Annotated in this window: 20 protein-coding genes and 1 tRNA gene; 13 read left to right on the top strand and 8 right to left on the bottom strand. The window is 45.1% G+C overall.

The annotated features are described in order from the left end of the window. Window positions 1-259: hypothetical protein (locus tag K0A89_10890; protein MBW6518991.1), on the top strand; the 259-nt coding region annotated here is incomplete at its 5' end. A gap of 15 nt (window positions 260-274) precedes the next feature. On the opposite strand, the gene K0A89_10885 is transcribed toward K0A89_10890, so the two are convergent. Beyond that, the gene (locus K0A89_10885; GenBank protein ID MBW6518990.1) at window positions 275-601 is read right to left on the bottom strand and encodes a hypothetical protein; all 327 of its coding nucleotides are present in this window, start codon (window positions 599-601) and stop codon (window positions 275-277) included. Window positions 602-711: 110 nt separating this feature from the next. Here K0A89_10885 and K0A89_10880 point away from each other — a divergent pair, with 110 nt between their 5' ends. Genes K0A89_10880 through K0A89_10870 form a run of 3 tightly spaced genes read left to right on the top strand, consistent with a single transcriptional unit; the run spans window position 712 to window position 3,745 of the window. Beyond that, window positions 712-981 (top strand): hypothetical protein, encoded by a 270-nt coding sequence (locus K0A89_10880; GenBank protein ID MBW6518989.1) that lies wholly within the window; start codon window positions 712-714, stop codon window positions 979-981. 2 nt (window positions 982-983) lie between these two features. Further along, the gene (locus K0A89_10875; GenBank protein ID MBW6518988.1) at window positions 984-2,369 is read left to right on the top strand and encodes an AAA family ATPase; all 1,386 of its coding nucleotides are present in this window, start codon (window positions 984-986) and stop codon (window positions 2,367-2,369) included. Then, a complete protein-coding gene (locus tag K0A89_10870) occupies window positions 2,366-3,745 on the top strand; it encodes a hypothetical protein (GenBank protein ID MBW6518987.1) in 1,380 nt (459 codons plus the stop codon). The genes K0A89_10875 and K0A89_10870 overlap by 4 nt, the downstream gene beginning before the upstream one ends. A 194-nt stretch (window positions 3,746-3,939) precedes the next feature. Here K0A89_10870 and K0A89_10865 read toward each other — a convergent pair whose 3' ends face one another. Genes K0A89_10865 through oadA form a run of 3 tightly spaced genes read right to left on the bottom strand, consistent with a single transcriptional unit; the run spans window position 3,940 to window position 8,131 of the window. Then, complete coding sequence (locus K0A89_10865) at window positions 3,940-4,905, bottom strand: biotin--[acetyl-CoA-carboxylase] ligase (GenBank protein MBW6518986.1); 966 nt, start codon at window positions 4,903-4,905, stop codon at window positions 3,940-3,942. A 2-nt stretch (window positions 4,906-4,907) separates the two neighbouring features. Then, window positions 4,908-6,404 carry an acetyl-CoA carboxylase biotin carboxylase subunit gene (locus tag K0A89_10860; GenBank protein ID MBW6518985.1) on the bottom strand — a complete coding sequence of 499 codons (1,497 nt, stop codon included), beginning with the start codon at window positions 6,402-6,404 and terminating at the stop codon, window positions 4,908-4,910. Window positions 6,405-6,415: 11 nt separating this feature from the next. Next, window positions 6,416-8,131 carry a sodium-extruding oxaloacetate decarboxylase subunit alpha gene (gene oadA, locus K0A89_10855; GenBank protein MBW6518984.1) on the bottom strand — a complete coding sequence of 572 codons (1,716 nt, stop codon included), beginning with the start codon at window positions 8,129-8,131 and terminating at the stop codon, window positions 6,416-6,418. Window positions 8,132-8,922: 791 nt separating this feature from the next. On the opposite strand from oadA, the gene K0A89_10850 reads away from it, so the two are divergent. The 3 genes from K0A89_10850 to rbcL all read left to right on the top strand — a co-directional run bounded on the left by K0A89_10850 (window position 8,923) and on the right by rbcL (window position 12,164). Further along, window positions 8,923-10,065 (top strand): cytochrome-c peroxidase, encoded by a 1,143-nt coding sequence (locus tag K0A89_10850; protein ID MBW6518983.1) that lies wholly within the window; start codon window positions 8,923-8,925, stop codon window positions 10,063-10,065. A 296-nt stretch (window positions 10,066-10,361) separates the two neighbouring features. Next, window positions 10,362-10,859, top strand: coding sequence for a 5-(carboxyamino)imidazole ribonucleotide mutase (purE, locus tag K0A89_10845; GenBank protein MBW6518982.1), 498 nt, complete (start codon window positions 10,362-10,364; stop codon window positions 10,857-10,859). Window positions 10,860-10,883: 24 nt separating this feature from the next. After that, window positions 10,884-12,164 (top strand): type III ribulose-bisphosphate carboxylase, encoded by a 1,281-nt coding sequence (gene rbcL, locus K0A89_10840; GenBank protein MBW6518981.1) that lies wholly within the window; start codon window positions 10,884-10,886, stop codon window positions 12,162-12,164. A gap of 93 nt (window positions 12,165-12,257) precedes the next feature. Here rbcL and K0A89_10835 read toward each other — a convergent pair whose 3' ends face one another. Further along, complete coding sequence (locus K0A89_10835) at window positions 12,258-12,491, bottom strand: TM0996/MTH895 family glutaredoxin-like protein (protein MBW6518980.1); 234 nt, start codon at window positions 12,489-12,491, stop codon at window positions 12,258-12,260. Window positions 12,492-12,589: 98 nt separating this feature from the next. Between K0A89_10835 and K0A89_10830 the strand changes: the two genes are divergently transcribed. Genes K0A89_10830 through K0A89_10820 form a run of 3 tightly spaced genes read left to right on the top strand, consistent with a single transcriptional unit; the run spans window position 12,590 to window position 14,318 of the window. Next, the gene (locus K0A89_10830; protein ID MBW6518979.1) at window positions 12,590-13,612 is read left to right on the top strand and encodes a permease; all 1,023 of its coding nucleotides are present in this window, start codon (window positions 12,590-12,592) and stop codon (window positions 13,610-13,612) included. Between the two features lie 14 nt (window positions 13,613-13,626). After that, a complete protein-coding gene (locus K0A89_10825; protein ID MBW6518978.1) occupies window positions 13,627-14,001 on the top strand; it encodes a putative zinc-binding protein in 375 nt (124 codons plus the stop codon). 14 nt (window positions 14,002-14,015) lie between these two features. After that, the gene (locus K0A89_10820; protein ID MBW6518977.1) at window positions 14,016-14,318 is read left to right on the top strand and encodes a hypothetical protein; all 303 of its coding nucleotides are present in this window, start codon (window positions 14,016-14,018) and stop codon (window positions 14,316-14,318) included. 27 nt (window positions 14,319-14,345) lie between these two features. On the opposite strand, the gene K0A89_10815 is transcribed toward K0A89_10820, so the two are convergent. The 3 genes from K0A89_10815 to K0A89_10805 all read right to left on the bottom strand — a co-directional run bounded on the left by K0A89_10815 (window position 14,346) and on the right by K0A89_10805 (window position 15,272). Beyond that, the gene (locus tag K0A89_10815) at window positions 14,346-14,756 is read right to left on the bottom strand and encodes a thioredoxin family protein (protein ID MBW6518976.1); all 411 of its coding nucleotides are present in this window, start codon (window positions 14,754-14,756) and stop codon (window positions 14,346-14,348) included. 4 nt (window positions 14,757-14,760) lie between these two features. Next, complete coding sequence (locus tag K0A89_10810; protein ID MBW6518975.1) at window positions 14,761-15,015, bottom strand: 4Fe-4S binding protein; 255 nt, start codon at window positions 15,013-15,015, stop codon at window positions 14,761-14,763. Window positions 15,016-15,198: 183 nt separating this feature from the next. Continuing rightward, window positions 15,199-15,272 (bottom strand) — tRNA-Thr (locus K0A89_10805). 241 nt (window positions 15,273-15,513) lie between these two features. Here K0A89_10805 and thiC point away from each other — a divergent pair. The 3 genes from thiC to K0A89_10790 all read left to right on the top strand — a co-directional run. Continuing rightward, a complete protein-coding gene (thiC, locus tag K0A89_10800) occupies window positions 15,514-16,794 on the top strand; it encodes a phosphomethylpyrimidine synthase ThiC (protein ID MBW6518974.1) in 1,281 nt (426 codons plus the stop codon). Between the two features lie 350 nt (window positions 16,795-17,144). Then, on the top strand, window positions 17,145-17,369 hold the full coding sequence (locus K0A89_10795) for a hypothetical protein (GenBank protein MBW6518973.1): 225 nt from the start codon (window positions 17,145-17,147) through the stop codon (window positions 17,367-17,369). Between the two features lie 83 nt (window positions 17,370-17,452). Continuing rightward, window positions 17,453-23,307, top strand: a 5,855-nt coding sequence (locus K0A89_10790) for a hypothetical protein (GenBank protein MBW6518972.1), incomplete at its 3' end; no start/stop codon positions are given.

Genomic DNA, 23,307 nt, shown 5'->3' with positions numbered 1-23,307 from the left:
TTGGCTGCCACCATGCCACCCTGACGGGCAGCGGTGGCAGGGAAAGTTAAATAGCCCACCAAATGCCTGCTTTTTAATGCGATTCGAGCCCCCCACCTCCAACCCCCCATCCAAACATCCATCCCCACTTCGCACCCAAAGCCCGCAGAAAGAATCGAAAAGCGCCTGCCAGCACCCTCGCCACAAGGGCAGGCGGAGCATACCGGGAGGGGCACCCTGCATAAGTGAACCGAAGGGGCAGCAGGAATCACATTCATAATCGGCACCCTGTATCTCATTCCTGACTCTCCGAACCCAGGCAACATGAGGCAATAATGTTGGCTGCCACCATGCCGCCCTGAAGGGCAGCGGTGGCAGGGAGAGTTGAATATCCCACCAAATGCCTGCTTTTTAATGCGATTCGAGCCCTCCACCTCCAACCACCCACAAAAGCATCCATCCCCACTTCGCGCCCAAAGCCCGCAGAAAGAATCGAAAAGCGCCTGCCAGTCCGCCACACCACAAGGGTGTGCGGAGCATATCGAGGCGGGCACCCGGACAGAGTGAAGGAAATAAGGGGGCGGTTGGTAATCTGAAATAGGGGTAATAGGTTATATATCACCAATCCAAATTCTGTGATTGCATGATTATATATTATATAGAAAATAAAATAATATGTTGTTAACTTATTGTTAACCTGTTTTAAATATTAATTATTTCTATTATTAATGGATGGATTGGAATAAATTTGCATGGCTTAAACGAGGGAAAAGACGAGTCGAAGTATTGAACATTTTATATAATTCAATTAGACCTCTTACAATTAAAGAAATTAAAAATACTTCTAAAATCGCAATGTCTCAAGCTTCATTTATAGTATCTGATTTACTTGAAAATGGTTTAATTACATGTCTAAATCCAGAGGATAAAATTGGAAAACTTTTTGAAATAACAAATGAAGGAAAAAATATATTAAAGTTTTTGAAAAATGATGGGAGTTGAAAATGATGATTGAAGAAACAATTCTATTTATTAGTGAATTAGCATCTAATTATGGGGCAAAAATCGATGATGAATACTTGAAAAGTTACATATTTAGGAAAAACACAAAAGAAGATGCCTTTAAGAAGGGTGGTGCCTATTTTGGATTCATATCTCCAGAGGAAGAAGCAACTGGTCCATATCACGATTTTTCACTCGTCATTTTTCCAGATAACGAAAATAAAAGTTGGATTATATCTTTAGGTGTGGGGTCTTTAGGTTTTAAAAATGATTACGAATTAGCTAGTTTACCCGGAATTAGAAGATTATTTTCCTCAATTATAAGTCAAAATGGTTTTTGTAAAACTTCTTTCTTGGATATAGAAACCAACTTACCAGCACAATTCACTTCGAACATACCACATTTAAAGGAGTCACTAAAAATGTATTCAAAAGTTCTTCCTGTGTGCGAAATAATCCACAATCCTGTGAGTCTGGATGGTAAAAGAATTATTACTGGATTCGTTGCTGCTTATGCAGAAATGCGAAAATGGGCAAGTAACGCAAACCAAAGAAAAGCTATTAATAAAGCAATTGATGAGATATCAAATAAAAAGGAGCTAAATGAAGAAGATGAAATTAATGAAGTTTTAAATTTAGTCACAAAACGAAAATTTATAATTCTTCAAGGGGCACCTGGAACCGGAAAAACAAGATTAGCAAAGATAATAGGAACTAAACTTGAAGCTGAAGTATTTTTCACTCAATTTCATGCTGAGACAAATTATAGTGATTTTATATACGGAATTAAGCCTAATCTCAAAGAGGGTCAAGTAGGATATATTGAGCAAAAGGGAATTTTCTATCAGTCATTAAAAAAAGCGGTTGAATCTGAAAAAAATGTTGTTTTAATAATTGATGAAATTAATAGAGCAAATTTATCAAATATATTAGGACCAATTTTTTATTTATTTGAATATAAATTGGAAAACGATTCAGTAGAAATTGACATTGGAGGAGGATATAAAATAAATAAAGTTCCTTCAAATTTTTACGTGATAGGTACTATGAATACTGCAGACAGAAGTCTTGCAGTAGTTGATTTTGCTTTAAGAAGGCGATTTGCCTGGTACACCATGAAACCAAAAGTAATTCCAAATATTTTTTCCAAAGAAGATTTTATGGGATTTGATAAAATATTTAAATGGTATGCAAATAGCGAAGAATTATCCTTACAACCAGGCCACGGTTATTTCATAGCAGATTCTGAAGACGAAATGAAAAGCCGAATTAGATACGAATTAATGCCTTTAATAAAAGAATACTTTGCAGAAGGTCTTTTATTAAGCGCAAAAGAAGATTTTTCAAAATATTTTTACGATCGATTAGGTGAGGATATATTTGAATGAACTCAAACAACAATATATTCTTTGAGATTCCTTGTTTAACAGAAAAATCAAAATCTCTTTCAGGATTAGAGCTTCAAAAAAAGTGGTTTAAAAAGGCAGATAAACGATATTTAGGCGAGGCATTGCAAAAATTTTTAGAATATAATATAGGATTATTTGATTTTATCGATGTAGTTCCAAAAATTGAAGGGATAGGTAAAGATATTAGATTAAATTTTCGATCTCGTAAATTTGTTGGAGCTATTCCATTACGATCTCCTGACACTGGAAAGCAGATTGGTGACTTTGTAGTTAGACCAAGATATACTTCAAGTCATGATCATTATTCTGAATATATTGATTTGGTAAATCTTCTAGAATCAGTAATAACTCCTGAATTTAAACATTCAATTCCACTTTCTTCTAATAATAATGTAAAACCCCCACTATATTTAGAATCCGTAAAATATGTAAAGATATTACAACGGGCCGTGAAAATAAACTGGAATAAGTTTCAGAACATTAAACGAATTTATAGTACTCCAAAATCTCAAGTTGATTGGGACGAATACGCTGAAAAAGAATTTGATCCAAAAATGAGATTGTTTTATCCTTGTCATGAGAATGTTTTAACAAGATTTCATCGTGAGTTTTTCGAGTTGAAGTTTGTATATAATATTGCCAAAAAAGAAATTCATTCATCAAATACGCCTAAAGATATTAAATTTCAACTTCAAAATACATTCATTTTTCTAGATACTAAATTGAAGAATTTTGAAGAAAGATCTTCTCGAGAACTTTCCATTCACAATTCTGATCCATTGATTATTAAGAAACTAAAGTCACAAGCAAATAAAATTTTGAAGAATAATTTTGAAGAAATTACTGCTTGGAGAATTGATTATTCAATTGTCTTTGAAAGATATGTTCAATTTTTATTTCAACAAATATCTTCTGAGATTGGTGCTGTCCAATTAAATAATTATAAAATAAAACGTCATGCTAGCTACATACCTCCTTGGAGTCTTAATTATTTAGAGCCAGATATAATTTTAATAAAAGATGACTTGGATTTTGTAATAGATGCTAAATATAAGTCGCATTTATTGAATCTAACAAGTGTTACAGAGACATTAAAAGAAGAGCATAGAAAGGATATTCATCAATTATTTGCTTATAGTGCCTTTAGTAAAAATAAAAATAAAATTGGATTTTTGTGTTATCCTACTAATGAAATATTATCGGTAAAATTAAATTACGTTTCACCGATATCGAATGTTGAAAATGCAACAATATTATTAGGGATTCCTATGAAAATATCCCAAATATCTCATTTGAAAAATGCCATAATAGATATTATATCGGAAGTTGAAAAAAATAGGACGTTAGTAGCCTAATTACTGCGACCATCCGCTAATCAGATAACTTGCCACCACACCTGCAAACATCGAGGATAACCTCTTTAACGCACAGAGAACTTCAGGCAGGCTGCAACCATCTACTCAAGTAACGATCCCCACTTCGCACCCTAAGCCCGCAGGAAGAATCGAAAAGCGCCTGCCAGCCCCCACAACACTAAACACCCCACCCTTCACAAATGCACGCAGGACCCCGTAATCTCCCTCTCCAGTGTCCCGTCTTCCATCTCCACAACCAGGGCCCCATCATGGTCAATACCCACGGCCTCGCCCTCGATCGTCCTGAACCTCGTGACGATCCTCACCCGGCGGTTCAGGGTGGCAGAATGCTCCCTCCAGCGCTTGAGTATCGAATCGAAATCCCCGCTCATGAACGTACCATAATCCTGTTCGAACCGCTCAAGCAATCGCTGGACAAGTTCCACCCTGTTGATGGCACTGCCCGCCTCGCTCTTGAGGGAGGTGGAATGGACGCCAAAAAGGGGCGGCAGCATATCAAGTTCAATATTAGCATTTATCCCGATACCGACGATCACAAAGTTCACCGCATCCATCTCGGCATCCACCTCGGTCAGTATCCCGCAGACCTTTTTCTCATTAATGAGAATATCATTGGGCCATTTGATCTGTGCCGCAATCCCCATATCAACCAGGGTTTCAGCCACAGCCACACCCGCCACCAACGTCAACCGGTAAATATGCTCAGGGGAGATGTCGGGTTTCAGGATGATCGATAACCAGACCCCACCCGGCGGGGAATACCATTCCTTGCCCATCCGCCCCCTGCCTTCAGATTGCCGCTCTGCTACAATGAGCGTCCCGTCCGGGCAGCCGGGTGCCAGTTCCCTGGCTTTACGGTTCGTAGAATCAATCTCATCAAAATAATATATCTGTTTACCGACAAAACCGGTATTCAGGTTCCTCTGCACTTCATCCTTCAACAGCAGGTCAGGTGCACTTACCAATCGGTAACCCCGGTTGGTCACGGATTCCACCACAAACCCATCCTGGCGTAAAGATTCGATATACTTCCATATCATTGTCCTGGATACACCCAGGGTTTGGGCAAGTTCCTCACCCGAAATGTATGTCTCGGGATTTGTCCTCAGGACATCCAGAATCTCTTCCCTGTGACCCATAATTACTTATTAGGTTTACTCGATGAAAAACTCTCCCTACCGCTGATATACGTCTTCACAGCAGCTGAGATGGCGGCGACCTTATGGTCATCAGCACCAATGGCTGAAGCCAGGGTCACTCCCTTCTCCTTCTCCTGCTCAACCACTTTTGCCACCTCGGACATTATGTCAAAATCCTCGATAAAGTGGGTTGACAGTTCACCATTGATGTAATGAGGGTTCCTCAACACAGCCTTGTGGAACGGGATATTGGTAGTCACACCCACAATAATATATTCATACAGCGCGCGCCTCATCTTCTCAATAGCCTCGGTCCTGTCACGTCCCCATGATATTAACTTGGACACCATGGAATCATAGAATGGGGATATCGTATAACCAAAATGAACTCCACTATCCACCCGTATCCCGGGACCGCCCGGCGACCTGTAGCGCAAGAGCTTACCCGGGGACGGCACAAAATCATTCAACGGGTCCTCGGCATTTATCCTGCATTCCATGGCCCACCCGTTGATCTTAATATCTTCCTGCTTCCAGTCCATGGTCTCACCGGCTGCGATATGTATCTGCTCCCTGACAAGGTCCAGCCCGGAAACCATCTCAGTGATGGGATGCTCTACCTGCAATCTGGTATTCATCTCCAGGAAGTAGAAGTCCCCATCGGAATACATGAACTCCACAGTACCCGCGTTTGTATAATCTATTGCTTTCGCAGCCCTGATGGCCGCAGCGCCCATTTCATCCCTCAATTCAGGAGTCATGACAGGCGAAGGAGACTCCTCAATAAGTTTCTGGTGCCGCCTCTGTATGGAACACTCCCTCTCATTCACGTGCACGGTATGGCCGTGTGAATCAGCCATAATTTGAAATTCAATATGCCTGGGACTGGCCAGGTATTTCTCCATGAAAATGGTCGAATCCCCGAATGTGGACTGTGCCACTTTTCGGGTGGACTGTATCGCATCTATGAGGTCAGCATCATTATATGCTATCTTCATCCCGATCCCGCCCCCGCCCGCAGCAGCCTTGACAATGACCGGATATCCTATTTTCTGAGCGCCATCAATGGCAACATCATTATCCACGATTTTCTCTGATATGCCCGGAATGACAGGAACGCCAGCTTTTTCCATGGTCTTGCGAGCCATTATCTTACTGCCGGCGGCATCGATAGATGCACTGGACGGCCCGATAAAAACAATGCCCGCTTTCTCGCATTCCCTGACAAAATCAGCATTCTCGGCCAAAAAACCATAACCTGGATGTATAGCCTGAGCCCCTGTTTTTTCAGCCACTTCAAGGATGCGGTCGCGCCTCAGGTAACTCTGGCTGGCCGGTGGCAGCCCAATATAATGGGCCTCATCAGCATATTTTGCAAACAATGCATGACTGTCTGCTTCAGAATATACAGCCACGGTCTGTATTTTCATCTCGCGGCATGCCCTCATTACCCTTATGGCGATCTCGCCCCTGTTTGCTACCAGTATCTTCTCGAACATCGGGACAACCTCTAACTGACAACCATAATAACATCGCCGGCAGCCACAAAGTCGCTTTCTTTCACAAATATCTCCCTGACAATGCCGCTGTGTGTTGCATGAATGTCATTTTCCATTTTCATAGCCTCGATAACTGCCACAACATTCCCTTCCTCAACGACATCACCCGGTTTGACCTTCAGCCCCAGCACCATACCCTGCATACTGCTTTTTATTCCCCCTTCCACAGAAGCAGGAGGTGCCGATTTAGTTTCATGTATCGCCATCTCACCGGTCGGTTCGACCTCTACCTGGAACACCTCTCCGTCCACTACCACCTTGAACTGGTTATACACACGCTGGGCCCCTGCCTGGACAGGTTCCTGGACCGACTGGACCAGTTTCTCCTCCTCAGCGTCCCCTTTCAGGAATTTGGGAGCCACCTGTGGATACAGGGCATAGGTCAGCACGTCCTCTTCCTTCTCTACAATACCCAGTTCCCTGGCCTCCTTCTCCAGCCTGGCCAGTTCAGGTTCAATCAGGTCTGCAGGCCGGCAGGTTATGGGCTTCTCATCACCCAGCACCTTATCCAATATCCCTTTATCAATTGGGGCAGGTGAGCGTCCGTACATGCCTCTCACGTATTCCTTAACTTCCTTGGGAATGACCTTGTATCTCTCACCCATCAGTACATTCATGACCGCCTGGGTGCCCACTATCTGGCTTGTAGGAGTGACCAGTGGTGGATAACCAAGGTCTTCCCTGACCCGGGGCATCTCCAGGAGTACATCATCAAATTTATCCATTGCATTTTGCTCTTTCAACTGGGATACCAGATTGGAGAGCATCCCCCCAGGTACCTGGTAGACCAGTACACTGGTATCGGTCTTCTCAGATATGGGGTCCAGGATACCGCGATATTTTTCCTTTATCTCTTCAAAATATCTTTTAATATCTATCAGGTGGACAAGGTCCAGTCCTGTATCCCATTGGGTCCCTTTGAGTCCTGCCACCACGGTTTCGGTGGGAGGCTGGGATGTTCCCCCCGCGAATGGTGAAAAGGCCGTGTCCAGGATGTCCACGCCTGCCTTGCATGCCGCCATGTAGCTCATGAGAGCCATGCCGCTGGTACTGTGTGAATGCAGGTCAACAGGCAGCCCTATTTCTTTTTTCAGGGATTTGATAAGTGTATAGGCATCCATGGGTGCAATCAGTCCTGCCATGTCCTTGATACAGATAGAATCGCATTCAAGTGATGCCAGTTCATGGGCAAATTCGACGAATTTTTCGGTAGTGTGTACAGGGCTGGTAGTATAACTGATGGTACCCTGCACATGCGCTCCGGTTTTTTTTGCGGTTTTAATGGATACCTCCATGTTCCTGATATCATTGACCGCATCAAATATCCTGAAAACACCGATACCGTTCTCAGCAGCCTTTTCCACAAATTTGACCACAACATCATCGGCATAATGGCGGTAACCCACAAGGTTCTGGCCACGAAGCAGCATCTGGAGTGGGGTTTCTCTGATAGCCTGTTTCAAACTGCGCAAGCGCTCCCAGGGGTCCTCGTTCAGGAACCGGATACATGAATCAAAGGTGGCGCCGCCCCATACTTCCAGGGAGAAAAAACCCGCCTGGTCCATTTTCTCAACTATCGGGAGCATATCCCTGGTTCGCATCCTGGTTGCGATGAGGGACTGGTGTGCATCCCGAAGGGTCGTATCAGTTATTTTAACCTGGGTCATCGTCTTATCCTCGACATACTAAGGTATTAATCCATCGATTGTTATAGCCGGAATGCCTGACATTCCAGTTCCCTCTGACTGGATACGTATTATTTAACAGGCTCTTACTTTACTATTGAATATGCGACTGAAGATGCCTTGAATATTAAAATACTCTTCTACTGGTCTGCAATGTTAAATTTATTGAGGTCTCAACCATCCAGAATATCACATCGTGTCTTGAAGATATCACCCGGTATGTGGTTGCATAGAACGTAACGGTTGTTAAGGCAAATAGGGTACTTATGGATTGTTACCGGGAACTGGCAAGGGAAATAATGACTATAGATACTCATGAGAGGACTTCAAACATGGGATTCTTGATTTGTTGGAAGTAATATTTTGTATTAATGAGATTGTCGGAAAAGTACCAAAATTAAAACATTGAATGAAATTCAACTCAGTAAATCGCTATGTACTACCACATTGAAATTTCAGGTAGGGTTGAATACCTCGAAATATCGACTTTTCCGACAGTCTCTTAATTATACGTCAAATTTTATAATATTGCACCAAGTATATATGTTAATACCACCTATTTTATTGTGGTTAGAGCGTTATTCCAGGGGGATTTAACGCTGCCAAATTGAGAATGATAAGGGATTTTATCTATACGTTACTGTGGGGGGAGAGGGAATTTTTAATGTTATTCATGGTATTTGTGATGAATACTCGTGATTATAATAAGAGTCCCGATTTAACCTCCCTGGAAAATACACAACCCTTATCGAACACCAAAGGGAGATTCTACTATGAAGAAGATGAAAATATGGCTTAGTATCTTCCTGCTGCTTACCATAACAGTAGGAATACCAGCAGTGAATGGATTAACTCCACAGGAAGAACTGGGGAAGAAAATATATTTCGATGACAATTTATCTGTACCGCAAGGGCAGTCATGTGCAAGTTGCCATGATCCTCAATTCGGGTTTGCAGAACCTGACTCAAGCCGTGCAGTTTCCCAGGGAGCAATCCCTGTGAGGTTCGGGAACCGTAATTCACCAACAGCCGCATATGCAGCTTACAGTCCGGAATTCCATTATGATAAGGCTAACGGGATGTATGTCGGAGGCCAGTTCTGGGATGGAAGGGCATCTAATCTGGCAGAACAGGCAAAAGGGCCGTTCCTGAATCCTCTGGAGATGAACAATCCCAGCAAATCTGCAGTTATCAAGAAAATAAGCAATTCCAACTATGCAGACCTTTTCAAAGCGGTTTACGGTCAAGATGCATTTGCTGATGTGGAAAAAGCCTATGACCAGATGGCTATTGCCATTGCAGCATTTGAGAATACAGATGAGCTAAATAAATTTACTTCAAAGTACGACAAATACCAGGCAGGGAAAATAAAATTAACTCCTCTGGAACAAAAAGGGCTTAAACTGTTCAATAACCCCAAAAAAGGTAATTGTGCAGCATGCCATCCGAGCACTGCAGGACCCTATGCTGCTAAACCCCTGTTCACGGATTTCACCTATGATAACCTGGGTGTTCCGAGCAATCTTGGAATGCTTGGTGATTCACCTGCATTGATGTATTACTATCCGTTCTATTACCCGCCAATTGCACCAAACTTTAATCAGGATGGATTAATGTTCGTGGATTACGGACTGGGCGGAATAGTGATGAGTTCTGGTGAGATGGGCAAGATGAAAGTCCCAACCCTCAGGAACGTTGCCATAACGCCACCGTACATGCATAATGGAGCGTTCAAGAGCCTGAAGGAAGTTGTGCATTTCTACAACACAAGGGATGTTCCCAATGCAGGATGGCCTGCACCTGAAGTGAGCATGAATGTGAACACAAATGAGTTGGGGAACCTTGGATTATCAGACAAGGAGGAAGATGCTATCGTAGCCTTCATGAAAACGTTGACCGATGGTTATGGACAATAGACAGGCAGTTTCCAGATAAGGAATGAAGGATTAATAGGTCGTGTGTGGTTTTTCGCACACGATTTCCTCTGTTTTACTCGCACAATAATGTGAAAAATGTTATCAAACCCAGATTGTATTTACTGATATTTATATTCAAGGGTGTCAGGACCGTTTTTTCCATCAACTTGCACATACTTTTCCTACGTTGCCAGCATTGTCTGATAAATCCCTGACTGACCTGTCTTTGAACAACAGACCGGTTAATGTTTAAATAATTATCACGTATAGTAGTAAACATAATATGAGGCATATCAATGACCGATGTAGCAATAATACTAGGCAGCAAATCAGACGCGGAAATTGCAAAGAAGGTAATTGAAATACTTGAAAGATTTGAGATAAATTATGACGTTAATGTGGCATCGGCGCACAGAACTCCGGCAAGGGTAACTGAAATTATCAACGCAGCCCATGAATCCGGAGTAAAGGTCTTTATTGCTATTGCAGGATTGGCTGCCCATCTTCCAGGCGTAATAGCATCCCACACAATAAGACCGGTAATAGGTGTCCCGGTAAAAGCTGCACTGGATGGGATGGATGCCCTTTTGTCTATAGCTCAGATGCCTGCGGGCATTCCGGTTGCAAGTGTTGGGATAGAACGGGGCGAAAATGCGGGGATACTGGCCGCGCAGATAATTGCCCTCGGAGATAAACGACTGGAAGAGAAACTGACCACCCATAGAAAAGAGATGGCAGAACTGTCATTGCAGGATTCCCAAAGCTTATTCTGGAAGAACAGTAAAAAAAATTGATATGAACTGTAATGGAGCATGTATATGTTAAAAGATTACATTGACCTTGAATACAAACCCACAAAACGGGATTTTGTCTGCGAATATCACCTTGAACCGGCACAGAATGTGAGTTTTACCAATGCCTGTTCCCACCTGGCAGGTGAAAGTTCCATTGATACATGGAGTGATATTTCTACGCTAAATCCGCAGCTGGCTGAAGAACTGAAACCCCATGTACTATTTGCTGATGAAAAACAGCAGACTGTCAGGGTTGCGTATACGCAGGACCTGTTCGAGCTTAATTCTGTCCCGCAAATATTGAGCGCCATTGCCGGGAATATCTTCAGCATGAAACTGCTGGATAATCTGCGCCTTATGGATATTTCTTTCCCGCACGATGTCATCCGGGCTTTCAAAGGACCAAAGTATGGTATGCAGGGTGTGAAGGAGCTGCTCGGGGTCACAGATAGACCACTTGTGGGTACTATTGTCAAACCAAAAGTAGGGCTGAATTCCGAGAAGCATGCAGAAGTGGCATATAATGCCTTTTTTGGAGGCTGCGACCTGGTGAAGGATGATGAGAACCTGACAGACCAGAAGTTCAACAGGTTCCACAAGAGAGTTGAGCTCACCGTAAAGGCTGGAGAAAAAGCAGAGGCACAGACCGGTGAGCGTAAAATGTACATGTGCAACATCACTGCACCCACCTGCGAGGAGATGTTGAAACGGGCAAGGATAATAAAGGACCTTGGCGGCGAATATGCCATGATAGATATCATTCCTGTTGGCTGGAGCGCTCTCCAATCCCTGAGAGATAACAATGAAGACCTGAATCTGGTACTTCATGCCCATCGATGCATGCACTCGGCACTTACCCGTAATCCCCGGCATGGCATCAATATGCTGGTAATAGCTAAACTGGTACGCCTTATCGGACTTGACCAGCTGCACATAGGCTCGGTGGTCGGAAAGATGCACGGGGAAAAGAACGAAGTGCTGGCCCCGAGGGATGAATGCGTGCTCAAAAATGTTCCTGCGAACCCTGATATGCACATGCTGGAACAGGATTGGGGCAGTATCAAGCCTGTATTCCCGGTTGCTTCAGGCGGACTGGAACCCACCATGGTGCCGGAGCTGATACAGATATTCGGGAAGGATGCTATCATGCAGTTCGGCGGAGGAATACATGCCCATCCAAAAGGAACAGTAGCTGGTGCCACGGCCTGCAGGCAGGCAGTTGATGCGGCACTTGACGGCATATCCCTTGAGGAATATGCAAAGACCCACAGTGAATTGAAAGCAGCACTGGATACATGGGGATAAAGGTGCTGGAATTCTGATTGTATGAACAAAAATTTAGTTACCGGAGCATTTAATGATCAGATTCTCCGGTAATCCATCTTTCCAATAATCTAGTTATCCTGTTATCCACTGTTTTATCTGCTTGACATCAGGGATTTTACCCGCGACCTTTACCTCGCCGTCCATTACGACTGCGGGCGTCATCATCACACCATAATCCAGAATCCGGTCGATATCCTCAACCTTCTCCACCTCAATGTCCAGCCCCAGTTCCTCCACTGCCCGCTTAACATTATCAGTGACCTTTTTACATTTTGCACAACCGGTTCCCAGTATTTCGATCTTCAAACATATCCCTCTTTAAATTCGATTAATTACCTATTATTTCAATATTTATTGAAACCATAATACTTAAGTATAATCATTTCAATATGATTTGAAATACTATGTTGAGCACATTAATAACCGCAGGAATTGATGCCCTTCGTGAGTACTTGGCCCTACACGTCCTACTGTGCCTCGTACCAGCCTTCTTTTTAGCAGGTGCCATTGCCTCCCTCTTTTCCAAGGAGTCAGTGCTCAAATACTTTGGCGCTGATTCGCCAAAATACATTACCTACTCGGTCGCTGCGGTAAGTGGCATCATGCTTGCGGTCTGCAGTTGCACAGTACTGCCGCTGTTCGCCGGTATCTACAAACGTGGAGCCGGGATAGGCCCGGCCACTACCTTCCTCTACTCGGCTCCTGCCATAAACCTGCTCGCCATCGTGTACACGGCACAAATATTAGGTTTTGATATAGGGGCGGCAAGGGCCATAGCTGCCATTGGGTTATCCATAGTTATCGGGCTAACCATGTCGGTTGTTTTCCACAATCATGAAAACAGACCCGGTTTTAAATCCAACACCGATAAAGGACATATAAGAACTACTATTATTTTCATATTGCTGCTGACCATCCTGGTCTTTGCGGGATTGGCGACAACAACATTTGAAAAAGCAGTCGTTTTGCTGCTTGTCCTGATAACCATTGCACTGTCATGGCGCTGGTACACTTCTGAAGAATTGAAAAGCTGGATGGAGGAGACATGGTTCCTTGCAAAACAGATCACTCCCCTGCTGTTTGCCGGTGTGTTTCTGGCAGGTGTCATGGTGGCATTGTTGCCAGGTGAATTTGTTGCAACCCTGGTAGGGGGAAACAGCATTTCAGCCAACCTGATATCCTCGGTCTCGGGTTCGTTAATGTATTTCTCCACACTTACCGAGGTGCCCATAATCAGTGCATTGACCAAATTAGGTATGGGAAAGGGTCCTGCACTGACAATGTTGCTGGCAGGTCCTGCGCTGAGCCTGCCTAACATGATTGTAATATCCAGGATAATGGGGGCAAAAAAAGCAGGTCTCTACATTATCCTGGTGATATTTGCAGCCACAATATCAGGACTTATTTTTGGTAATATGGCTGCGTGATCGAGGTGAAATAAATGAAAGACATACAGTGTTCATGTGGATCCGACAATGTGGGTATATTTCCCTGTGCCGGTGCGGCAAATGTTGGACAGTTGAGCAATAAAGCAGCATTGTACCTGACCAGGCACGGTGCCGGCACCATGATGTGCACAGCAGGTATAGGTGCCCATCAACAGGGTATCACCAGATCAGCACAAGGATGTGATATAATCGTGGTGATCGACGGATGCCAGCTGGCATGTGCAAAGGAGAGTCTCGAACATGCCGGTATTCAGGTACATAAGCACATAGTACTGAGTGAACTTGGCATAAAGAAATCGAAAGATCTGGATATGAAGCCCACTGAGGTAAAAGATATAATGGAGCAGGTTAAAGCACTACTTCAATAAATCTCGGTGGGTGAATGATGCGTGTCAACAGGATTGAAAAGGTATTACCCTGCATTTCCGACCCCTGGAAATTAAGAATAATCCTGTATCTGGACCATCAACCGGATATATCTTCGTTGCATAAATACCTGGATGGAAGATATTCCGAACGTCTTGGTGTGCTGACCGTAAGAAGTGGCTGCAGGGAAGTAAATTTTTTTTCTACCGGTAAGGTAACGGTGAGAGAGGTCTATGACGTCGCGGAGGCAGAATCGCTGGTAAACAATATATTAGCTATGGTTGAACACAGGCAGTTCATCCTGGAAGAAGCTGAATGAAATAACATTTTATTAAATGTGGTTTTTTCAGGCATCGTTTTGTTTGCCTATCCACTCACATATTTCATCATATTCAGGCACCCTGCCCTCACACATCACCTTGCCATCAACCACCACTGCTGGTGTGACGGTCACCTCGTAGGTCATTATAGTCTCTACATCTGTTACAGGAATGACCCTGAACTCGCTCCCCAATACCGCCTGTTCTGCCGCATTCAGTGTGTCTTGGTACTGCTTGCCACCTATTCCAAGCACCTCGACCGTATGCCTAAGACCTTTCAGGCAGTCGAAGCATACCATCTCATCCCCCTGCCGGTTGGTTGTAAATGTCCTATGGCACACGGGACAGGTGGCCTTGTGCAGGCTGCTCTTCTTTTTCTTGAGGGCATAATCCACCAGTGCAGCATTAAAACAACTGCATCCTTCTTCTTTGTCCATAACTTCATACCTCTATCTCGATAGCGCCCACCGGGCAGGTTACCTTGCACAGCATACACAGTTTGCACTCACCGGGCCGGGATGCAACACATACACCATCACGGACTTCCAGGTTCCGGCTTTTGCATACCACAACACAATCACCGCAGCCGTTACAACGGTCCTTATCGATTATTATCCGGACGATATCCATCCCACCGTTCTCAGAATTGATTATCTGATTTATGAATGTATGTATCGTTCTCTTGTAACTGTTCAACCATCTGTCAAATCAACCCGAACATTTTCACAATATTCCTTCAATTTGTCTGATTTTTGACCTTTGAAATCTGGACCATAATTCACCATTCCATAGTTTTAGCATAAAATCAGTGTTCTGTTCTGGCTACATAGACCTGACCAAAAAGGTAAAAAGTGGGATTTTCGAACTTTGGGTCATAGAAGCCGCCGGTGGGAATTGAACCCACGACCTATTGATTACGAATCAATCGCTCTGCCAGGCTAAGCCACGGCGGCAGTATACACAGTACTTGAGGCCATAATACACCAGTATCAAATATCTAATTATCGCCTATGTACCCTTACTGTACTATAGCCCCACGTCACCTGAGGAAGTAAACCAGTTGATATTCTCCACAACCCAATCAAAACTGCCCTAAATCAAGTACACTTGATTTAAACTAAAGTAAATTTTTTAATAAGTGTTATAACCCGGTACGCTATCTATGTCCTAACCAAAAAATTTTCGGTGAAAACTATGAGTCTGATAGATGAAGCAAATAAAGGTAACATCACTGATGTGATGAAAGAAGTAGCTATAGCAGAAGGAGTCGAGCCAGAATTCGTTCGACGTGGCGTTGCTGCGGGCCGGATAGTTATTCCTGTGACTCCCTACAGGGAAATTAAACATTGCGGTATCGGCAAAGGTCTTACTACCAAAGTCAATGCGTCCATTGGTACGTCTTCCGATATTAACGATATAAGCCTTGAGATAGAGAAGGCAAAAGTGGCGGAAGCAGCAGGTGCCGATACCCTGATGGAACTATCAACGGGCGGCGACTTCCTTGATATCAGGAAGCAAGTAATAGATGCCGTATCACTGTCTGTGGGCTGCGTGCCGCTGTACCAGGCTTTTATCGAGGCGGCAAGGAAGTACGGCTCGGTTGTGGATATGAAGGAAGATGACCTCTTCAAAGCCACTGTAGACCAGGCAAAGCTCGGGACCAACTTCATGGCCATCCATACCGGGATAAACCTGTTCACGGTGGAGCGGTTAAAGAAACAGGGGCGTTACGGCGGGCTATGTTCAAGGGGCGGTGCGTTCATGACTGCCTGGATGATACATAACGAGAAGGAGAACCCGCTGTACAGTGAATTCGATTACCTGCTTGAGATCATGAAGGAACATGAGGTCACGCTTTCCATGGGTAATGGTATGCGTGCCGGGGCCGTGCATGACGCTACCGACCGCGCGCAGATCCAGGAACTGGTCATAAACTCTGAACTTTCTGACCAGGCTCATGACGCTGGTGTGCAGGTCATTGTGGAAGGTCCGGGACACGTGCCTATCGATGAGATAAAGACCAATGTGACATTGATGAAACGGATGAGCGGGGATAAGCCGTTCTATATGCTGGGCCCGCTGGTGTCTGATGTGGCGCCCGGGTATGACCATATCGTGACTGCCATCGGTGCATCCATATCAAGTGCTGCGGGATGCGATTTCCTGTGCTATGTCACCCCTGCCGAACACCTGGCGTTGCCAAATGTTGATGATGTAAGGACCGGGGTCATCACGTCAAGGATAGCTGCCCATATCGGGGATATGATAAAGCTGGGTAAGCGTGACCAGGACCTTGCGATGGGCAGGGCACGGCGCGACCTGGACTGGGAGAAGATGTACTCTCTGGCCATTGACCCCGAGCATGCCAGGCATATCAGGGAGAGCCGGGCGCCGGATGATAGTGAAGCCTGTACCATGTGCGGGAATTATTGCGCGCTTAAGATAGTCAGGGAAAATTTTGACCTGGCACGATAGGACAGCCTGAGGTGGCTGTTCCTTCTATCCTGCCTTCGGGCAGGATTTAGATGGCAAAATGATACCTTAGCTGAAAACAGGTTGATTTTTGCTCGTCTGCAATTTTTATGTATTAAAATTTATAATGATTGTTATATTAGGTATAATGATGATTATAACAATAATTCCATAAGTATTATATCGGATGAACTTATAATGTTTTTTTAATTATATTGTTTCGAAAGTATGCTGTAACAATTTCAAAGTGTAATTATTTAAGAAGTTGTGTCCTAAAAAAGGTGGAGTATCAGCTTCAATTACTGATTGTAGGTATTGTCTACTTTTCATAGGGTAATAAGCAAGGGATTAAAATGACTATCCAAAAACAACAAAAGGGATTTGACGGGTCACCGTCGTGCACTGCCAAACAGACATATTCTATCAAAAAATGGATATTGTCTTCATTTTTTATGTTGTTTATCCTTGTTGTTCTCGGGAACTGGATAGCGGTAGCTGCGGCTGTGGAATGTACTGATTGCCATCACGATTATGGTATTGCTGTAAACTCAACACAACACAACACAATCAAAGCGTAAATCCAAGTGCTCCAAATTGTACTGATTGTCATACCGGCTATGATCCAATATGGGCTCATACTACCGGAACCAAAGGTTACATCGTGAACGAAAGCAATACATGCACGGATTGTCATATAGTTGGTGAAAATGGCTTTTATGAAAGACATAGATCAACTTCAGATTGTACGGATTGTCACTTTGCAAACACAACCCAGACATTCTCTTTGAATGTATCACTCTATGCTCATGACCATAATCTGTCCGTTGAGCATAGTTACTATGAATACAATACTAGTGGTGGTATACCTCTCACCAGTAATAATGGTACAGGTCTGGGAATGTTCCCGTACTATTCATGCACGATGGCATCATGCCATAGTCACAGTAGTGATCTTAAAGTCGAAGACGCTGCAGAAAGCTGGTTTGACAGCGCACATGCAAACTCAAGAAGCGGAGCTTCTGACAGCAAGCAATCATGCGCCAAATGCAAATCACCTCTGAATTATGACGCCACTATCCTTTCAAACACTACAATAGCAGAAGAAGACTGGAAAGGCATCCAGTGCAGGGTATGCCATAACTTACACGATCGAAGATTCCCGAATAATACGGGTGACAGGAATGTACCGGGTCCATTGGCGTTCTATAATGCTACTGCAAGCTCTTATGTGAACTACTCGGTCTATGATCAGGTAACTGATGCTACTGAATTGTGCGAGAAATGCCATCAACCCGGCAGCTCACACGATACTAAGTTCGCAGGAAGTCACAAGGATACATTTGGTTTTACCTGTATCACCTGCCATATGAGTGAGTCTAGCGATGAATTGCATACATTTGAGGTCATAAACTCCACATCAGCAGTAACAGGATGTGAAGTATGCCATGAACCAGCAGACCATACATTCTCATCATCAGCAGCCCATACAGGCAAAGTGGATTGTCTGGGATGTCATGACCAAACCTATACCCAGCCAAATGCGACGGGGTATGCAGTAACAGCTGATGGTAATTATGGTGTATGGAACGATAGCGGAAATATAACCACCTGGCACCTCTCCCATGGTTCAGAAGCAACGTTCAAACCACATAATATCGACAGGGATGTCAATTGCGCAAAATGCCATGGAGCAAAATCGGCAATCACTGACCTGGAAATAGCATCTGCTGGGGTTTTTGATTGCGCTGACTGTCATGCATCCTATGGCACAGCTGTAAATACTACAAACCACAATCAAAGCCTGAATCCAGGTGCTCCAAATTGTACTGATTGTCATACCGGTTATGAACCAGTTGGTGGTCATAGTACCGGCACTAAAGGATACATCGTGAACGAAAGCAACACCTGCAGAAAGGCAGGTTGTCATGTAGATTATGAGAATGGTTTCTATGAAAGACATTCAAGCAGCGCAGATTGTACGGATTGTCACTTTGCAAACACAACCCAGACATTCGGTCTGAATGCATCACTCTATGCGCATGACCACAATCTGGTAGTTGAACATAGCTACTATGAATACAATACAAGCGGCGGTATGCCTCTTGCAATTAATGGTGGTACAGGTGTAGGAATGTTCCCACAATACACGTGCTCCTTACCCTGCCACTCTACACGAAGTCCAGAAAAAGTAGATTTAGCATCCAGCACCTGGCTCAACAGTTCCCATGCCGATTCAAGAAGCGGAGCCAGTGACAGCAATGTCAATTGTGCAAAGTGCAAATCGCCTCTGAATTATAACGCCTCAATTCTCGATCCCAAAAACGTATCCATAGCAATAGAAGACTGGAAAGGTATCCAGTGCAGGGTATGCCATAATTTGCATGATCGGGGATATCCGAACAATACTGGCACAAGTGGAGCCCCGATAGCGTTCTATAATGCAACTGCAAGTTCTTATACAAACTATTCAGTCTATGATGAAATCTCCAATAATACTGAATTGTGCGAGAAATGCCACCAACCCGGCGGCTCACACGATACCAAGTTCGCGGGAACGCACAGGGATACGTTAGGTTTTGATTGTACCGACTGTCACATGAACGCTAGCTTTAGCAGGGGAATGCATGAGTTCAAGGTTGAGAACACCACGTCAGCAGAAACAGGCTGTGAAGTATGTCATAGAGCAGAAGACCATACAGCCGCGTTTACATTAACTCATAGCGATACCGTGGATTGCTTAGGATGCCATGACCAGATGTATACCGCACCCAATGCTACAGGGTACGCAGTAACAGCCGACGGCAATTATGGTGTATGGAACGATAGCGGAATTGTGACCACATGGCACGTCTCCCATGGTTCACCAGCAACATTCAAACCACATAATATCACCAGAGATGTCTATTGCGATAAATGTCATGGAGCAACATCAGTTGCCACTGAACTGCTTATAGCACCTGTATTAGGTGATATAAGTGGTTTAGATTGCCTGGCAGCAGGATGCCACAATCAAAGCAGCCAGCCAGTTGATGTGGTTGTATTCGAAGCATCCGGACACGGCAACCTGAACTTTGATGCGACGAATACGTCTCCTCTCGTAAATAATGTGTCTAAAGCATGCTGGTTGTGTCACGGGAATGGCAGTGAGCCGGACCCATCAGACCATAATCTGTTCAATGTAACACAATATCCGCCAAAGTCCTGTGATAATGCTACAGACTGTCACGGTAACACCAGCCTGAGCATAAACATCACTTCCCACTGGTCAAATGCTGGTACCCAGTATGTGAAGACCAGCAGTACCATAACCGGCGAGTCCTGTCACGGTCTGACGGGAGTGACTGTTTTCAACGAGTCCGTACAGGGTGGAACTGCCAACATGTCTAATATGCCAGGCGGTGCCACGAACGTAGTTGCCCATTATGTCAAGAACCTGACTGCGAATGATGATCATAGTGTTATCGACACTGTCGGTTGGGGACCCAGCGGCTCACAGGGTTGTGTCTACTGTCACCAGACCGACAACGGGACCCTATTCAATGCTACACGGATATCCCATGCTGCGGATGGGAACTGTTACGGATGCCACATCGTCGGCACCACCACGCTGCACGACCAGGGTGTTATTAATGGTTCATCAGGCAATCCGGATTGTCTGGGCTGTCATGGAGATACTGGCGGAGAGCTCAATCAAGATGTCAACGTTAGTGCTTTTAGCTCCAGTGTCCATGCAAACCTGAACAGCAATGCTACTAATGTCACGATCCTTAACAACACAATGAGTAAAGCCTGCTGGGCCTGTCACGGCAATGGCAGCGAACCAAATAATGAGCATCCATCCGCTCCCCTGAGCGCAACCAATCCTGCCAACACTACCTATCCGCTGGATTGTACTGATGGTGATTGTCACGTCAATGGCAGACCGAACGGGAGTACCTTTAACGATACAATACCCGTAGCTATTGAACATGTACCGTCCGGACTTAATGATAGTACAGACTTGACTACTGGTTACAACTGTTCGGCCTCATGCCACAACAACAGTCTTACTCCACACATTGAACCGTTCAACGGCACCCGTAGCGAGACCGACCTGTCCAATGTCTCCCATTACGGCAACCTTTCGACCGTGAGCATCAGTGCTGTCCAGCCCACAACAGACTGTACCTTATGCCACAAGAACACTACGAATGCCCCCTCATGGGGTAACGCTACGCAGATAAGGCATCCTGCTGCGAATTCGTCAGGCAGTTTCTGTGCTAATTGTCATGGCACTGACACTACGTTCCATGCAGAGAATCTTTCCAGTGCAAGTGATATCCATACCTTCGGCTTTGACTGGGAGGGTGATGGTATAGATTACGACACTCCTCCAGTTCCACCTCTATTGCCCCAGAATATGGAAGGTTGCTTTGCCTGTCATAACGGTACGGTAGACTTCTGGACCATGGTTCCCGGGCAAGTGGACGATGCTACAACAAGGATTTGCGAAGAATGTCACTATAACAACTCTGCAGGTCCGTTCACGACCAACATCAGCATACGAGCTGACATATCAAGCGCTATCCCACGCGTATTCAACCATATCAACAATTCCAATGCAACGGTGGGAGTATCTGATATGAGCCAGTATTTCAGCTCAACCACGAAAATTGCCACTCCCTCGAGCTGTTATTCCTATAATATCAGTACCGGTGCCGGTACATGCCATGGTGTAAGCTATGCAAATAATTCCAGTGGTAATTATGCCTTCAAGCGGCTCTGGAGTGCTGATGACGATGCCATGCGTCCATACCGCTGGACCCAGACCATCGACCAGATGCCCAACACCTCAGATTGCCGCATATGCCACCTTGGCGCCAACAGCAGTGTCGGTACCCTGGTTGACAGCGCTTACTGGGGCTACCCCATGAACATCACCAGCACAGCACCCACTGTTACTACCCACATCAACGCCTCAGCTGAAGCCAGTGATTGCTGGACCTGCCACGTCGTTGGCGGTGGCCAACCCATCGACTTCCACGATGTCAACATCACCGCCGGCGGCGGATCTGATTGTATCAGCTGTCATAACGTAGGCAGCACCACTGCCACCAGGTTGGTCAATGTCAGCGCCATCAACGGCAGTCTCAACAGCAATGCCAGTATCCACCGTGCCATCAACAACGCCACAACAGGCACCGGCGGAAGTACCGGCAATCCTGATAACCAGTTATGCTGGGCCTGCCATCAGAGTGACGGTAGCGAACCATCAGGTATGGGCGACATATACTCGACTCCCTACAGGTGCTATGACTGCCACAACGGCACAGCCGCATATACCAACGTCAGCAATGCCCCTGTCGTTTACCAGCATTTTGTGAACGGCAGTGCATTGAAAGCAGCATCCAATGCTACTGACAATTCCAGTTCCTGCGTGGTCTGCCATAACCTTACCGAGATGAAAGTGGATTACACCGAAGGTACTGACAACTACAGTACCAACTATTCACTCCCATCCCACTATGGTAAGAACCGCACAGACCTGCGAACCTGGTCTGGCGGTGTCAACTGCAGTTACTGCCACCAGGACCCGGGCACCAATTTCACGGTCGCAATGGCAAATCCTACCTTCAACGCCAGTGTGCCTGACCACAGTATTAATGCCAGTACCTTTGGTTCCACGTCCCCCAACTGTACCAACAGCAGCTGTCATAACAGTGGCTGGATGCATAACCAGAGTCTCACCAAGCCAGTACTGGTCTTTGAAAACTCCAGCTTCTGTACCGCCTGTCATGACGGTTTGGGCTATCCGGTAACTACGGGTGCAAAAGAGATGCACAACGGTACTCTCAACTGTACCGAATGCCACCTGTTCGAATCGCGTGACATCCATGGTGTCAAGTACCTGCAGCAGGACAACACCTATGCCACCAGTAATGCCAGTGCGGTCAATTGTTCCACCTGTCACCAGGACGGCAACAGCTTGACCAATATCACTGCCGCCATACCAGGGATACCTGACCCGTTATACCACAGCAATGACAACGATTCAGGCAACAAATGGAATGCCACACCCTATTGGAGTACCACCAGCGAAGCCTGCGAATACTGCCACAACGACACCAAACACAGTATTATAGCTCTTGGTTACCTGGCACCACTCTCAGGTGAGATCACAGACTTCACTGGTGAGATATGTGCAGCATGCCACCAGAGCGGTTCCACGTACTACAGTAGTATAACCGCCAACCTGAGCCAGATGCCGCCCGAGATCAACACGAGCCAGGCATCCACTGACGGCACAGCCTTCTACAACCACAGTACCATGTCAGGCTATACAGACAACAAATGTCTGAGCTGCCACCAGAACACCAGCAGCATACCCGTCAATACTACCTGGTTCGCTCATGACGTCTATGCAGCCAGCGCCATCAATTGTGTCAGCTGCCATGACGCCCCGATTGGTCTGGTACCCACTAATGTTATGGTGAATGTCTCTGCGACGAACAACAGTGCAGACTCCATCCACTATGA

It is taken from the genome of ANME-2 cluster archaeon (assembly GCA_019429385.1).
Classification (GTDB): Archaea; Halobacteriota; Methanosarcinia; order Methanosarcinales; family Methanocomedenaceae; genus Methanocomedens_B.
This window is presented reverse-complemented; position numbering and strand designations above follow the sequence as displayed.